Raw genomic sequence first — 13,728 nt, 5'->3', positions numbered from 1 at the left:
TTATATTTATCCTCTTTCTCGAATGTTGCGTGCTAACCTTTCGGGGCGTCTCTAAGGCTTTTGGGAGCGTTGTGGCTTTAGACAACGTGAGCGTTGATTTCGAGCCGGGTAGGGTTCACGCGCTCCTCGGCCCCAACGGCTCGGGCAAGTCCACGCTGATGAAGATAGCTGTCGGCTTGGTGAAGCCTGACGCCGGTTACGTCAGCTTAAACGGCGTCAACCCCCTCTTGAACCCCATTGAAGCCAGAAGGGTGGTAGGCTACCTGCCTGAGGAGCCGATCCTCTACGAGAGCCTTACGCCAGCCGAGTGGTTCAGCTTTCTCGGGCATATCTACCGGATACCCACGCTGGTCCTTAAGGAGCGTGTGGAGGCTTTGGTGAAGGCCTTCAAGCTGGAGGAGCACATGGGCAAGCTTTGCGGGGAACTGAGCTTGGGTAACAAGAGGAAGGTGCAAATCATCGGCGCCCTGCTTCACATGCCAAAGGTGCTCATCTTCGACGAGCCCTTCAGCGGGCTCGACCCCGAGGTTGCCGTCGTCCTGAAGACCTTCTTAAGGCGCGCGGCGGAGGGTGGAGGGACAGTTATCTTCTCCACCCACGTGATGGAGCTGGCAGAGGCCGTGGCGGACGAGGTCACGATCATGCACAGGGGGAGGGTCGTGGCGAAGGGGCCGATCGCCGATTTGAAGGGCAAGAAGGACCTAGAGAGCTACTTCCTTGAAGTGACCGGCCTCTCTAGCGAGCTGAAGGAGCTAGTCGAAGCCCTCAAGAAGCTTCGGACAGAAGCCTAGATTCCAAGCTCAAGTCAGATCTTTGACGAGCCTTTTGATGATCTCGTAGACTTCAACCGCCTTGAGCGTTGTCCCGCAGTAGGAGCACTTCATTATGTCGCCGCTCTTTGGCAGATCCACGCTGCCGCCACAGTAGGGACAGCGTACCGCAGCTATGACAAACCCTTTCGACGCGATAAGCTCAGCCAGCCTCTCGAAGTCCAGTGTGAAGACGGGTTTTGGCTTCACCCTCTCCCAAGCCTCGTTTACTGCCGATCGGAAGGCTACTACCAGCTTTTCATACTCATTTGCAGCCAAGCTAGCGTGCTCCTTAGGCGGCTCGCCGGAGTAGCTTACCTTTACGTGCAGATCACTGTCACGAGGCTCGAAGAGCGCTTCTACAACGACAAAACCCAGATCGACATTCCTGGTAGCAGTGCCATACTGGCTCCACTCTACAACAGATCTCGTCAACTTGATCTTGAGCTGAAGCCTGTTACCCTCGATATGTGGCAAAACCTCCTCCAGCGTGAGGGATTGGAATACCTTCGGCACAGCCTCGAGAATCGCCTGAATCCACCCACTAGCTCCTCTCAAGGTAATCTCCTCCTCAAACCTCCACTCCGCTCTGCCACCCGAGAACAAGAGCAGCAGGATAGGTAGAGTAACGGCTACAATCATGAATGCTACGATTGCGACAAAGAAGCCTTCGGGACGCATTGAAACGACCGCGAGCATAAATAGGGAGAAGAACAGAAGGAGGAAGAGCACGGCAGCTGCGCTCTCTAAGCTGCCAGCGTATCTGAGAGGTTCTAGTGACGCTTCAAGCCTGGAAAGGGGTGCTTCCCTGCGCACTGGCGTCACAAGCTCTTGGAAAAATCGAGTCCTCTCCTCGTAAAGCTCCCTGATGGCTTGCTCTCGCGTCTTACCTTGTGCCACTTTCTCCGCTATATTGCGCTCAACCTCCCTTCTTGGAGTAAGCGAATGTTGGCTGTACCACTGCACAAGCTGAGAGTACATTGCCTCGATTTCACTTGACGACATTATGGATCCGTAAATACTTCTCAGGATTAAGGCTTTCGGCCCAGAAACGCTGCTGATTCGAAAGCCCTAGATCCAAGGCGCGAGCAGCTCAACATCTACACTGGGTCTCTGCTTATCAGCACCGCCACTAGCGTGCCACTCACGTACAGCGCTACAAGGTAGGCTAGCAGGAAGAAGTGTCCATGGTCAAAGAGGAACTGCACGATCTCGCACAGCTTGGGATACATCGGGAGCAGCAGGGGTAGCAGGGGAAGCGATAACAAAACTATGAGAGGGGTAAGCAGAGCGAGCCACGCCACGATGAGTTTGAGTTGGCTGTAGGTCTCTCGGCTCCAGTCTGAGGGCTCCCGCGGAGCCCACATTGCGAGGATCAAGCCGCCCAGCAATACTGAGCCGACTGTGGCCGCCGCGTAAACCAACCCCGCTGAAGCGTTCAGGAATATCGCGGCAACCGCTGAGGCTGCCACGATGAACGGGAGGCACATGAGTAGTAGGGCGAGGGATTTCGATAGCGCAACGTTCAACCTCGTCAACGGGAGCAGGTATAGCGTCCTAGCGTTCGCCGCCTCGGCGACGAACATGATGTAGACGCCCTGGAGAGCCTGAAAGATCCCTATCGATACCAACATCATCATGATCACCATTGTGGCGGCGTTTGATAGAGAGGGTTCGAACCACCAGGTGAGCATTTGTCTCAGCACGGTCAGAATCCAGTAAATCAGGAGTAGCGAGGGTAGCAAGGCTTGGGTGATGATCAACGCCATCATCCTCGGTGCTCTAGCAACCATCTTCAGCTCCTTAAGCGTGGGCATCAGAGCCCTCGCGCTTACCCTCCACGGAGGAGCGAGCGGGGGCGCGTAGATCTCTGCCACTGTCGCCGCCCTCACGAACCTGCGCACGGAGAAGCGGGTCAGCCACACGGATGCAGCAAGCAGTGCGGCGGACACGGTGAGTGAAAGCGCGTTACGCGTCACATGTAGGAAGCAGAAGGGAGGAATCATACTCATCAGGGCGCTATCAAGTGGCAAAACAGCTTTATAGAAGAATTTGTTTAACAGGTCGAAGATGTAGCCTAACCCCAGGATCAGGACCCATACCACAGTAGATACGATCCTCCTTAGCAGGCTCCTCGTGTATTTGCTGACGTAAGAGCCGATCAAGTATCCTAGCGAAACCGCCAAGAGTGTCGCAAAGATCCCGGTTAGCGCAAGCCCTAGGGGTACAGCGGGGCTCTTTCGAATGGTCAAGTACACGATTGCCGCTGGGATGAAGGCGAAAAGGGGCGAGAAGCCTCCCCATATGAAGGCCTGCTTGACTAGTGCCCAACGGAGGGTCCCCCAACTGACGGGTAGGTGGAGTAGCGGATCTATCAGCTTGTCGGCGATGATCACGTGCGTGTTCAGAGCCATTTGCGCGAGCCCGGGCAGCATGGATAGCGTGAAAAGGAAAAAGATGGAGGTGATCAACTCCAAGTAACCGTCATAGATGAAGTAGGCGAAAATGACCCCAAATAGGAGGGACAGGAAGAACAAGAATACCGTCCAGGCCAGAGCAAAGAGGTCGATACCCCGGATTGGGATTTCCCCCCTTTCCTTCCTGGATCTGTACGTCGCCTCCCTGGCGAGGATCCCGCTCAAACTCATCGGCTTGGCCCCGCGCCTAAGGATGGGGCGGGTGTTGCGCAGCATCGGCGGAGTCCTACCCTTCTTGTCCCTTACACCCGTGTTTGCACCGTATTTCAGTAGCAGCTCGATGAGCTCCTCGTCACCGTAGCGGTAAGCGTAGTGCAGAGGCGTCCAACCCTTCTTGTCGGGCATGTTCGGGCTAGCACCAGCATCGAGGAGCAGCTTAGCCAATGCGACATTGCTGCGGCGGACCGCGATGTGCAGCGGCGTGAGCCCCTCGCGCGTTTGAGCGTTAGGGTCAGAACCACTCTCCAGCAGCAGTCTGACGATCCTAAGCGGGGGCGGCTCCCCCGCGAGAATCTGATCGACCCGCAGCTTTGCCTTCTTCGCGCCGTAATGGATCGGAGTCCACCCCCTCTTATCCTTGACTCTGGGGTCCGCGCCCTGCTGGAGGAGAAGCTCAGCAACATTGAAACTCCCTTCCTTGACCGCGTAGTACAAAGGCGTAAGCCCTTTTCGATCCCTAGCGTTGACATCAGCCCCGTACTTGATGAGGAGCTTCGCAACCTCTACGTGTCCAAAGACTGCTGCGTAGTGCAGCGGCGTCCATCCCTTCAAATCCCTCGCGTTCACGCTCCATCCGCGCTCGAGGAGGGTTCTCACGTGGTCAACGTCGCCTGCCTTCGCTGCCTGATGGAGGATCTCCACAAAGCAATATTCTGGCTATAAATCTTATTTTTCGTTAGGTAAAAGCTGCAGGAAATTTAGAAGTCGGTTAGGACTGCTCGATAGAGCCTTCATGTGCGTTCAAAACCCTGAGCGCAGCATTTGCCGTTATTCACTCTGAAAGCACCCATGCTAAACTCCAGCCGAAGCGGCGTTTACCGTTCAATGCGCGTACAGGCGCAGCAGGGATGGCTGCACCAAGCGTTTCGCGAGGGGCGAGCTGGCTTCAAGGATTCAGAAAATGGTTTAAAATCTGGATGGGGTGAGCCCCTGTGGCGCCCAGAAGGAGCGCTGCTTTCGCGGCTGTTGCATCCATGCTATCCGCATTGACAGCCGTTCTAACCTACTTCCCGGGCCTGGCTCTCCCCTCACCAACCGGCGGTTACACGCACATCGGTGATACCGTCATCTACCTCGCCGCTCTCCTGTTCGGGCCGGCGATGGGGGCGACCGTGGGGCTCGTCGGCCCCGTGATCGCCGACCTCCTCATCGGCTACCCGCGCTGGTACGTTACGCTAGTGGCGCACGGGCTTCAAGGATACGTCGCTGGGCTAGGGAAGGGTAAGAGGTTCCCGGTGCAGCTGGCCGCCATGCTAGTGGGTGGTCTCATCATGAGCTTCACGTACTTCGCGGTAAACGTCTTCGTGAAAGGCCTAGCCCCAGCCCTCGTCTCCCTCGCACGCGATATCTTCGGCCAAACCGCAGTCTCAGTAGCTCTAGCAGCAATCCTGCTGAAACCTCTCGAGAAGAGTCCACCCGTGAGAGCTGCGCAGGCCCTACTAGCTACAGGGGGGCAGAGCAGCTCTGCTGGGCGGGCTTAAACCAAAAAATTATCCCCTGAGTTCGGGATGCTTACTGAAAAGCTTCCTGGAACGATCTGTACCTTCCTGTTCCCAGCAGGATGGGTTTTACCCCTGTGAGCTCGCAGAATAGCAGGAGCTCTTCGACTCTATCGCCCGCTACAGCGTGGATGTGGTTAGCGGGGAAGAACTCGATGAACTCCTCGTAGGAGCAGTTCAACCTGGCGTGAACGTGGGGCCATGTTGGGTTCGTCTGCGCGTTTATCCTCCTCCTAGTCTCCTCGTCTAGCTCGACGGCTTCACCCTTCACAATCACCATGTACAGTTGATCCCTGTAGAGGCCGAGCCGCGCGAAAGTGAGCTCGCCTGGTGCAGCGTCGAAGGAAACGGAGGCGCCCCCAGCCTTGAAGTAGAGCTCGAGAGCCGGGTACAGCGTCACCTTCCTCAGGTTCTCCCTCGGGTTGTAGCTCCTGGCTGCGTACCAGCTCGCGTGCACGCCGGAGTTGCAGAAGTCCCAGATGCCGAGGTCGGGGTGGTAGAGCCTAACGTCCATGAAGAGCACGGGCAGCCCGCCGCTGACGTACTTCAGAACCTGCATGGTCAAGGCGCCAAGAGAGTCTGCCTCTGTCGCGCAGACGGTTGGCTCTTTAGGGCCGTTCCAGTCGTACGGGTCGTTGAGGAGCATCTCTGCTACATCGGGGATCACGACGTGCTCCGAAAGCTCCCTCTGACCCTTAATCCCGCAGAAGTCGAAGCCGTACTCCTCGTTGAGCCTTTTGACCGCCAGGTAGAGCCTTACCTGCTTGGCCAAAGTCTCCCTCGTGAGCATTTTCCCATCGTACTCGATCCTCCCCACGTTCTCCTCCAGCCACTTAACCCCCTTCTCAACCTCCTCGTCGGGGATCTCCCTCATCTTCTCGACGATCAAAAGCTGATCAATCTGGTAGACCGTCGTGCCGAAGTACCGCTGGATGGGGACGAGGTGGAAGTACCCGGTCTCCATCCCCATCGAGTGGCCACCGTACATTCCGTACACTTCGTTCCTCAGGTTGACCGCAGCGGTGGCAGCCATCACCCACTTCCTCACCTTCTCCTTCACCTTCGGGTCCCCGGGGTCGCCGATGATCCTGTGGACCGTCAAGCCGGCCTGCCTCAACGCGCCACTTGTGGCCAGCAGCCCGACGTTACCGGGGTAAGCGCCCTCATTGTTCGAGAGGCAGAGGATCGGCTTATCCTTACCCACGGTGTTGATGAAGGGCCAGACAAGGTAGGGGAAGTTCCACACGTGGAAGTTGAGGATCACCGCGCGGACCTTCTTCTCCAGGAACTCTTCGCCAACCCTTCTGGCGGAATCAACCGAAGTGATGAGCTCGGATGAGGCCACAGCCCTAGGTGACGTTCCATCCTGGAACTTGATCGACTCGATGAACGACCTCCAGTAGTGGACCATCTCGAGGCACTTATCGTAGTAGTGCGGGTAGACGTGCTTGCGCTCATCCAGTATCATTGTTACCCCAAAAACGGGGCTCTTCATGTTCCCTAGATCTCAACGGCTCTCTGGATAATATACCTGCTCTCCAGACCAAGCGATGGGCTTGCGTTGAGGCCCCTGGTCTCGAGTGGCGATAGAGGGTGGGCGTTATTCCGCAGCACGGTCAGCGCTTCTCAACCGCTCGGCATGCGATGGCTATTCAGTCCGAGTAGCGCCGCGCAACCCATATGTGCCCCCATCTAATTGGTAGCTAGTGGCGATCGAAATTTCTACCTACAGGCCTTGCGTTGAGGATGATCTCGTGCGTTTGTGGAATAGGTGGCTCAGGTACGATCCAATCTCGATCTCCATCTTTGAGAGGAAGGTTCTCCTAGATCCAAACTTCGACGGTGAAGGGTTGAAGCTCGCAGTCAGCGGTGGTAGAATCGTGGGCTTCAGTTTATGCATCCTTCGAAGGTATCCCCTCTTCTACCAGGGTTTAGAGGAGCGCCGAGGGTGGATAACGGCTCTCGCTTACGATCCGGAGTTCCCTGAGGCGGGAGGAGCGCTGATGGAGGCCTCGCTCGAGTACTTCAAGGGGAAGGGGCGAAGCGAGGTTTTGTTCTCGCCTTACACTCCGAACTACTTCTTTCCGGGTGTCGACCCAGACAGGTACGCGTGGCTGCTGGAGCTGCTTGAGAGGCACGGATTCGTAAGGCTGTATGAAGCTCTCAGCATGGATGCCCAGCTGTGGCCCGACTATACGCTGCCCGCCGAGGTCGAGGAGCTGGAGAAGAAGCTGGAGGGTGAGGGGGTTGAGGTTCGGCCCCTCGAGACGAGGGACATCTACCCGCTCCTCAGGTTCCTGGAGAGGAGCTTCCCGGCCGACTGGTACAGGCACGCTCTCGAGCTCCTCCAGAGCGGCTGCGAGAAAGGGCAGATCCTGGTAGCGGTGAAGGGGGATGAAGTTGTCGGCTACTGCCAGTACTGGCATAGCGAGGATTACCACTGGCACAAGCCTGGAGCGCACTTCGGGCCTTTCGGCGTGAGGGAGGATATGCGTGGTAAGGGGATCGGCACGGTGCTGCTGGCGCGCTGCCTCTGGGAGATGAGGCGTAGGGGTATTCACAACGCCTTCGTCCTCTGGACTGACGAGCAAGCGGCGCGCTTGTACTCGCGCTTCGGGTTTAAAGTGACGCGCAGGTACTTCATCATGAGGAGGGTGATCTAACGTGGTCAAGTTGATGGTTGTCGGAGCCCACGCCGGCGACGCTGAGGTCACGTGCGGCGGCTTAATCGCGAAGCTGACCCGCTCCGGTCATAGGGTCGTAATCGTTCACATGACGCTGGGCGAGAAAGGGCACCCCACGCTCTCCGAGGAGGAGTACGGTGAGCAAAAGCGTAGGGAAGCGGAAAACGCGGCCAGAATCCTGGGGGCTGAAGCCGTCTTCCTCCCCTACAGGGATGGGGAGCTGCCCGTGAGCAGGGAGGTGAAGCTTAGGCTCTGCGACTTGATCAGGGAGTACAGGCCCGAGATCCTGATCACGCACTGGCGGGGGAGCATCCACAGGGATCATGCGAACACGTACAGGAACGTCCTGGACGCGCTCTTCTACGCTGCGCTACCAGCGGTTAAGAGGGAGAGGCCTGCCCACCGGGTTCGAAGGCTCTTCTTCGCTGAGAACTGGGAGGATCCTCGAGGCTACCGGCCGAACGTGTACGTCGACATCGGTGAGACCTTCGAAGTGTGGAGGGAGGCGGCGAGCGCCTACGCCTTCGCCAGGGGGGAGACCGGCTTCCCCTACATCGAGTACTACAGCTGCCTCTTCAGGATCAGGGGGATCGAGTCGGGGTTCAGGTACGCCCAAGCCCTCATGGCGCCGAGCGAGCAGCTGAGGCAGACGCTTAGAGAGCTCTAAGGCCTTAGCCCCCCTTCGTACAGGAGGACGCTTTGCGCCTTCTCGATGAACTCGTTTCTTTCCCTCCTCCACTCCTCCTCAGCCTCCTCCACGCCCCTCAACCCCTCGATGCACTCGCGGACCCTCGAGGTACCGGCGAGGTAATCGATAGCGTACCGACTGGCCCCGCTCGACCAGCCTGTGTAGTCCTTCAAGTACTCTACCTGCTGCTCGTGCTCCCTACTCATGAGGTGGAAGCGGTCCCCGTAGAGGCGCTTCACGGTCTTAAGAACCTCGATGAAGGTCACGAAGGGCCTGAAAACCGACCGATCGGTAACGTGCACGTAGGCGCCCCCGCACTCCTGCCCCCTGTACTTGCTCGCTGTAGGGACGAACTTGACGGGGCGGAAGATTACCCCGGGCAGCCTCAGCTCGTTGAGAGCTTGAGCGAGCCTCCTCGCCCGGATCCAGGGTGCCCCAAACTGGAGGAAGGGCGAAGCGGTCCCCCTACCCTCGGACAGGTTCGTACCCTCGAGTAGGCAGGCTCCAGCGTAGACGAGAGCTGCCTCAAGGTTCGGGATGTTGGGTGAAGGGGGAACCCAGGGGAGCCCTGTCTCATCGAACCACATCTCCCTCCTCCAACCCGCCATCCTGGCAACGTGAACTTCACCACCCAGCCCCTCAACTCTCGAGTAGTAGAGGGCTAGCTCGCCTGGGGTTAACGCGTAGCGGGCTGGGATTCTAGCCAACCCGGTGAAGGATTTGTAGGTGGGATCGAGGACCGGCCCTTCCGTCACTGCCCCCGTCAGTGGAGCCGGTCTGTCGAGGACCAGCAGGGGAGTGCCCGCTTTAGCGCACGCTTTAACGGTGTAGTAGAGCGTTGATGCGTAGGTGTACCAGCGGAGCCCTAGATCCTGGATGTCGTACACGACGAGGTCCAGCTTCTGCAGCTCCTCGGTGGGTGGCTCCAGGGTCTCTCCGTAGAGGCTGCAGACCCTCACGCCGTACTCCTCATCCACCCTCGATGAGACAAGCTCGCCGGCTGCAGCTGAACCCCACAACCCGTGCTCGGGAGTGAAAACCACCTCAACCTCCCCGTGCTCACCTGCAATCTCGATTATGTGCCTCATCTCGGGGGTAACCCCCGTGTGGTTGGTGGCGATACCCAGTTTCTTGCCTGCCAGGAGCTTCCCCAGCTCCGGGCTTTCCAAGCCCAACCTAACCCTCAACGCGACCACCCTTCGCCAGCTCTATCGCTTTCACGGGGATGTAGTTCGCCCGCTCGAGGTAGCGCAAAGCCTCCTCGTAGCTGACGCCCGCTACCGCCATGACGATGGCGGCCGGCAAGTTGTAGTTGGCCTTCTCCAGAATCTCTGAGGCGCTCCGGTAATCGATTCCGGCCTCCATCATGAGTATCCTCTTCGCTCTCTCCCTGAGCTTCCCGCTGACCGGCTGCAGGGAGATCATCAGGTTCCCGTGAACCTTCCCCAACCTCACCATGACAGCCGTGCTGATCATCGTTAGAACCATCTTCTGCGCGGTACCCGCCTTCATACGAGTTGAGCCCGTCACCACCTCCGGCCCCGTCCTCAGGACGATCTTTATGTCGGCGTACTCGCAAGCGGGGGAGTTCTCGACGCTCGTGATAATCGCCGTTTTCGCCCCGACGCTCTTCGCGTAGCGGAGCGCTGACACAACGTAGGGGGTCCGCCCGCTCGCGCTGATGCCGACCACGACGTCCCCCTCGCGTATCCTCCTAGCTTTCAGCTCTCTCACCGCCATTTCCTCATCGTCCTCCGCCCCCTCAATCGGCCTCACCATTGCTCCAGGGCCGCCCGCCACGAGAGCTTCGACGGTCTCCGGCCCCACGTTGTAGGTGGAGAGGAGCTCAGCCACATCGATTGCCGCGAGCCTCCCGCTCGTCCCAGCCCCCACGTAGATCCAGCGCCCCCCGCTCCTGATCGCCTCCAGGATCGTATCGACGAGCTTGGCGATCTCGGGTAGCGCGCGCTCCACCGCGTAGGCGACCTTCTTGTCCTCCTCGTTGATGATCCTAAGGATCTCTATCGTCGGCAGCTCGCTGAGCCTCTCGCTGATAGGGTTCCTCTGCTCCGTCTCGAGGCGCGCGAGCAGCTCGAAAGTCCCCTCGCCCACGCGATCAGTAATCCTCAGTTGGTATTTCAAGGTTCACCTTTTCCAATTCGTCCACGCCAAGACCCTTGACAGAGTGGAGGTAGTGCAGGACGCAGCCGAGCAGGGGTGGTGCGGGCCTCACGTGGAACCTCCTCCCCGGCTTCGACTCAACCTCGCGCCTCAAGGCCTCCGCAAGAGGCTTGCAGCCGATGATCACCCCTCCGGTCCCGTAGACGTCTACCTCCCCCGTGAAGCCCAACTGCTCAGCAACCGCTGAAACCATCTGCTCCAGCAGCCGGGCAGCGTCCCCGATCAGGTCGAGAGCCATCGGGCACCCCATCTCAGCAGCCTTGCAAGCAACCTTCGCCAGCTCCGCAACCCTGCTGGGGGACGTGTACTCCCTGTACAGCTTCGCCAGAGCGTCCCTGACGTTGGGTGCGTGGAGTTCCTCCAGGAGGAGCTTTAGGGAGAGCTCACCCTCCGCCAGCCTGCCGTCGTAGTGCATCAAGCACCTGCGGACGAACTCCCTACCGATCCAGTAGGCGCTCCCCTCGTCACCGAACAGGTAGCCCCAGCCACCAACCCTCGCCTCCCTGCCAGCCCTCCTCCCGTAGGCGAAGGAGCCGGTTCCAGCTGAAACCACGATGGCATCCCGCCCGCGAGCAGCGGCCATGTACGCCGCTTCAACGTCCGTGAGAAGCCAGACGCGCTCCACGCCGAGCTCCCTTCGCAGCAGCTGCTCAACCTCCCCCCTGTACGCCGATACCCCCGCTAGGCTGAAGACGTACCCTTCGATCGCGCCGGAAAACTCAGAAACGGGTCTCAGCAGCAACCCCAGGTTCGCGGTGAAGGCTGTAGGCCCCAGGACCGCGTAGTTCAACGGGGGCCCCTTGTGCAGGGAGAGCACGCTCCCATCGCAGCCGAAAAGGAGGGCTCTCGACCCGCTGCCCCCACCGTCCACAGCCACTATTAGGCGCCTCTCCCCCACAGCGGCAACGAGCAAGGGTTATTATTCTCTTTAACGTGGCTCCACCATGCTCCCCAGCGGTAGGCCCGAGGAGCACGGCTTCGACCCTGAGAGGCTGGCCACGGTCGATCACCTTCTAACGCGCCTGGTTGAGGCCGGCTGCTTCCCCGGTGCCGTCCTGCTCGTGGCGAGGAGCGGTAGGGTGGTCTTGCGTAGGGCCTACGGGTACTCCCAGTTATTCCCCGAGAAGCGCCCCATGACTACAGACGCGGTCTTCGATCTAGCCAGCTTGACGAAGGTTGTCGCCACAACGCCGGTCGTCTTAAGGCTCGTGGAGAGGGGTGAGCTGAGCCTCGACGACCCGGTTTCCACGTACTTCCCAGCCTTCAGTAGCGGCTCGAAGGCCCGAGTGAGGGTTTGGCACCTGCTCACGCACACTTCAGGCTTACCGGCCCACCTCCCCCTCTACTCCCTCCTGTCGAGGAGGGAGGAGGTCTACAGCTATGTTGCCAGCGTGAACCTTGAGTACGAGCCCGGCTCAAAGGTTGTCTACAGCGACCTGGGCTTCATCCTGCTCGGCCGCATAATCGAGATGGTGACGGGAGAGAGCCTAGACAGGGTGGTTAGCGAGCTGGTGCTCAAGCCTTTAGGGATGCGTGAGACAACCTTCAACCCAGAGGGGGATCTCAAGGAGCGGGCCGTTGCGACGGAGTTCTGCAGGCTGAGGGGTAGGGTTCTGAAGGGTGAAGTTCACGACGAGAACGCCTGGTTCATGGGGGGCGTGGCTGGCCACGCGGGCCTCTTCTCCACAGCGGCCGACCTAGCCGTCTACGCGCAGATGTGGCTCAACAAGGGCTCCTTCAACGGTGTGAGGGTTCTAAGCCCGTTAACTGTGGAGCTCGCCACGAGAAACCACACGCAGGGCCTCAACGAGTGCCGCGGCCTCGGTTGGGCTCTCAACTGCAGGCCCTGCAGCTGCGGCGACTTGATGTCACCCAGAGCGTACGGCCACACGGGTTTCACAGGGACATCCCTCTGGATCGACCCGGAGCTCGGCATCTTCATCGTTCTGCTGACCAACCGCGTGCACCCGACTAGGGAGAACCAGTGCATACAGAGGGCTAGAAGGTTGATCCACAACGCGGTTTTAGCATCCATTGTGCAGGTGCAAACCGTCAAGAATGGCGCCATTCTAAGGGCAAGCCCATAACCAGCTGCTTTGCCACTTCCTATGTACCTTGTATAGTTTCTTTTGGCATAAACTCGTAGAGAAGATAAAAGTAAGGATAAGATCGAGATTGAAATCTACCGTGGAATAAACCCAAAACCAAGCGAGTATGGCATAGCGGCAAGCCCAGCCATTATCATTGACAAGGATATACGCATAATAGGCATTTGCCCAAGCGAAGGAACATTTAAAGAGGCCCTAAGGGAGGCTGGCGTACATGAATACTGAAGGGATTCTGAAGAATAACGGAGGAAATGATCGGGGAAAACCAAAGAAATTAGCCGACGAGTATAAAGATGCTGCAACACCTAAGATTCTTCCACCTTGCCATAAGGTTGCCGAGCATGAAAATATCGTTTGGGTTTGCGACGGAGCAGCTAACGTTGGCCAAATAGGGCATGCGGTAGGCGTTCTGCTTACAAACATGGGTAAGGCTAGAATGTGCTGCATAACCGCTGTTGCGGCAGGCTCAAAGCCACACTTGGAAATTGCAGAAAAAGCAAAAAGGAACATTGTCATAAACGGGTGTGGCAACCGCTGCGCCTCAAAAGTCCTGGAGAAAGCTGGGAAAAGAATCGACTACGAAATTGACATATCCAAATACCTGCAAAAAGTACCCACACTTGACATCTACGAGGCAGACGTCAAGAAAATAGCCAAAATAGTAATCGACGAAGCAAAAATATAGCAAGCCAAAATGACTTAAGCCTAAAGAAATGGAAAATAAAGTCGTTAGCCTAAAAATCGAGCAGATTCTAGGATTAGAATCGCCGCTGATAGCTGTTAAAATAGTTGAAACATAGGAGCAAAAACCAAACATAAAGTCTCCACTACAGAAATCCAGCACACAGCTTAGGTTTGGGAACCTGCTGGATCGAAGTCCATCGCGACGAGGAGGACGATCTCAAAAAACTCCTCAAGTTACCCAACGGTGCCAGGATGGTCGCGATGATAGCGATCGGCTACCCAGCTGAAGAGAAAGGGCCCGTCACGGACAGAAAAGCGCTCAGTGAGATTGCTTACCGCAGCCGCTGGGGCGAAGCTCTCTTTCGAAGCTAAGTCGCGC

The 13,728-nt window shown here is 58.0% G+C and carries 12 protein-coding genes and 1 pseudogene; 7 read left to right on the top strand and 6 right to left on the bottom strand.

Annotation, left to right across the window (positions count from 1 at the left end):
• Positions 1 to 29 precede the first annotated feature (29 nt).
• Complete coding sequence (locus QXF46_03505) at positions 30 to 791, top strand: ABC transporter ATP-binding protein (GenBank protein ID MEM0225919.1); 762 nt, start codon at positions 30 to 32, stop codon at positions 789 to 791.
• A gap of 9 nt (positions 792 to 800) precedes the next feature.
• Here the strand turns inward: QXF46_03505 and QXF46_03500 are convergent, their stop codons facing one another.
• Positions 801 to 1,814, bottom strand: a complete 1,014-nt coding sequence (locus tag QXF46_03500; GenBank protein MEM0225918.1) for a hypothetical protein — start codon at positions 1,812 to 1,814, stop codon at positions 801 to 803.
• Between the two features lie 95 nt (positions 1,815 to 1,909).
• On the bottom strand, positions 1,910 to 4,147 hold the full coding sequence (locus QXF46_03495; protein ID MEM0225917.1) for an ankyrin repeat domain-containing protein: 2,238 nt from the start codon (positions 4,145 to 4,147) through the stop codon (positions 1,910 to 1,912).
• A gap of 290 nt (positions 4,148 to 4,437) precedes the next feature.
• On the opposite strand from QXF46_03495, the gene QXF46_03490 reads away from it, so the two are divergent.
• Positions 4,438 to 4,986, top strand: a complete 549-nt coding sequence (locus QXF46_03490) for an ECF transporter S component (GenBank protein MEM0225916.1) — start codon at positions 4,438 to 4,440, stop codon at positions 4,984 to 4,986.
• Between the two features lie 31 nt (positions 4,987 to 5,017).
• Here the strand turns inward: QXF46_03490 and QXF46_03485 are convergent, their stop codons facing one another.
• The gene (locus QXF46_03485; protein ID MEM0225915.1) at positions 5,018 to 6,499 is read right to left on the bottom strand and encodes an L-fucose/L-arabinose isomerase family protein; all 1,482 of its coding nucleotides are present in this window, start codon (positions 6,497 to 6,499) and stop codon (positions 5,018 to 5,020) included.
• A gap of 211 nt (positions 6,500 to 6,710) precedes the next feature.
• On the opposite strand from QXF46_03485, the gene QXF46_03480 reads away from it, so the two are divergent.
• Positions 6,711 to 7,667: a GNAT family N-acetyltransferase gene (locus QXF46_03480; GenBank protein ID MEM0225914.1), complete on the top strand. Its 957-nt coding sequence runs from the start codon at positions 6,711 to 6,713 to the stop codon at positions 7,665 to 7,667.
• 1 nt (position 7,668) lies between these two features.
• Positions 7,669 to 8,355, top strand: coding sequence for a PIG-L family deacetylase (locus tag QXF46_03475; GenBank protein MEM0225913.1), 687 nt, complete (start codon positions 7,669 to 7,671; stop codon positions 8,353 to 8,355).
• Here QXF46_03475 and QXF46_03470 read toward each other — a convergent pair.
• Genes QXF46_03470 through QXF46_03460 form a run of 3 tightly spaced genes read right to left on the bottom strand, consistent with a single transcriptional unit; the run spans position 8,352 to position 11,455 of the window.
• Positions 8,352 to 9,563: a DUF1343 domain-containing protein gene (locus tag QXF46_03470; protein MEM0225912.1), complete on the bottom strand. Its 1,212-nt coding sequence runs from the start codon at positions 9,561 to 9,563 to the stop codon at positions 8,352 to 8,354. The two genes, QXF46_03475 and QXF46_03470, sit on opposite strands and share 4 nt — an antisense overlap.
• Positions 9,553 to 10,488 (bottom strand): N-acetylmuramic acid 6-phosphate etherase, encoded by a 936-nt coding sequence (gene murQ, locus QXF46_03465; protein ID MEM0225911.1) that lies wholly within the window; start codon positions 10,486 to 10,488, stop codon positions 9,553 to 9,555. The genes QXF46_03470 and murQ overlap by 11 nt, the downstream gene beginning before the upstream one ends.
• A gap of 4 nt (positions 10,489 to 10,492) precedes the next feature.
• Complete coding sequence (locus tag QXF46_03460; protein ID MEM0225910.1) at positions 10,493 to 11,455, bottom strand: BadF/BadG/BcrA/BcrD ATPase family protein; 963 nt, start codon at positions 11,453 to 11,455, stop codon at positions 10,493 to 10,495.
• A 46-nt stretch (positions 11,456 to 11,501) separates the two neighbouring features.
• Here QXF46_03460 and QXF46_03455 point away from each other — a divergent pair, with 46 nt between their 5' ends.
• The 3 genes and pseudogenes from QXF46_03455 to QXF46_03445 all read left to right on the top strand — a co-directional run bounded on the left by QXF46_03455 (position 11,502) and on the right by QXF46_03445 (position 13,721).
• On the top strand, positions 11,502 to 12,644 hold the full coding sequence (locus QXF46_03455) for a serine hydrolase (protein ID MEM0225909.1): 1,143 nt from the start codon (positions 11,502 to 11,504) through the stop codon (positions 12,642 to 12,644).
• Positions 12,645 to 12,879: 235 nt separating this feature from the next.
• Positions 12,880 to 13,350 carry a putative zinc-binding protein gene (locus tag QXF46_03450; protein MEM0225908.1) on the top strand — a complete coding sequence of 157 codons (471 nt, stop codon included), beginning with the start codon at positions 12,880 to 12,882 and terminating at the stop codon, positions 13,348 to 13,350.
• Between the two features lie 167 nt (positions 13,351 to 13,517).
• Positions 13,518 to 13,721, top strand: a pseudogene (locus tag QXF46_03445) (nitroreductase family protein).
• The last annotated feature ends 7 nt before the right edge of the window (positions 13,722 to 13,728 follow it).

The organism is Thermofilaceae archaeon, assembly GCA_038731975.1.
Taxonomy (GTDB): domain Archaea; phylum Thermoproteota; class Thermoprotei; order Thermofilales; family Thermofilaceae; genus JANXEW01.
This window is presented reverse-complemented; position numbering and strand designations above follow the sequence as displayed.

Coding starts and splice junctions, on each gene's coding strand:
- QXF46_03500 (MEM0225918.1), bottom strand. CDS start 1,814: ATGTCGTCAAGTGAAATCGAGGCAATGTACTCTCAGCTTGTGCAGTGG.
- QXF46_03485 (MEM0225915.1), bottom strand. CDS start 6,499: ATGAAGAGCCCCGTTTTTGGGGTAACAATGATACTGGATGAGCGCAAG.
- QXF46_03455 (MEM0225909.1), top strand. CDS start 11,502: ATGCTCCCCAGCGGTAGGCCCGAGGAGCACGGCTTCGACCCTGAGAGG.
- QXF46_03450 (MEM0225908.1), top strand. CDS start 12,880: ATGAATACTGAAGGGATTCTGAAGAATAACGGAGGAAATGATCGGGGA.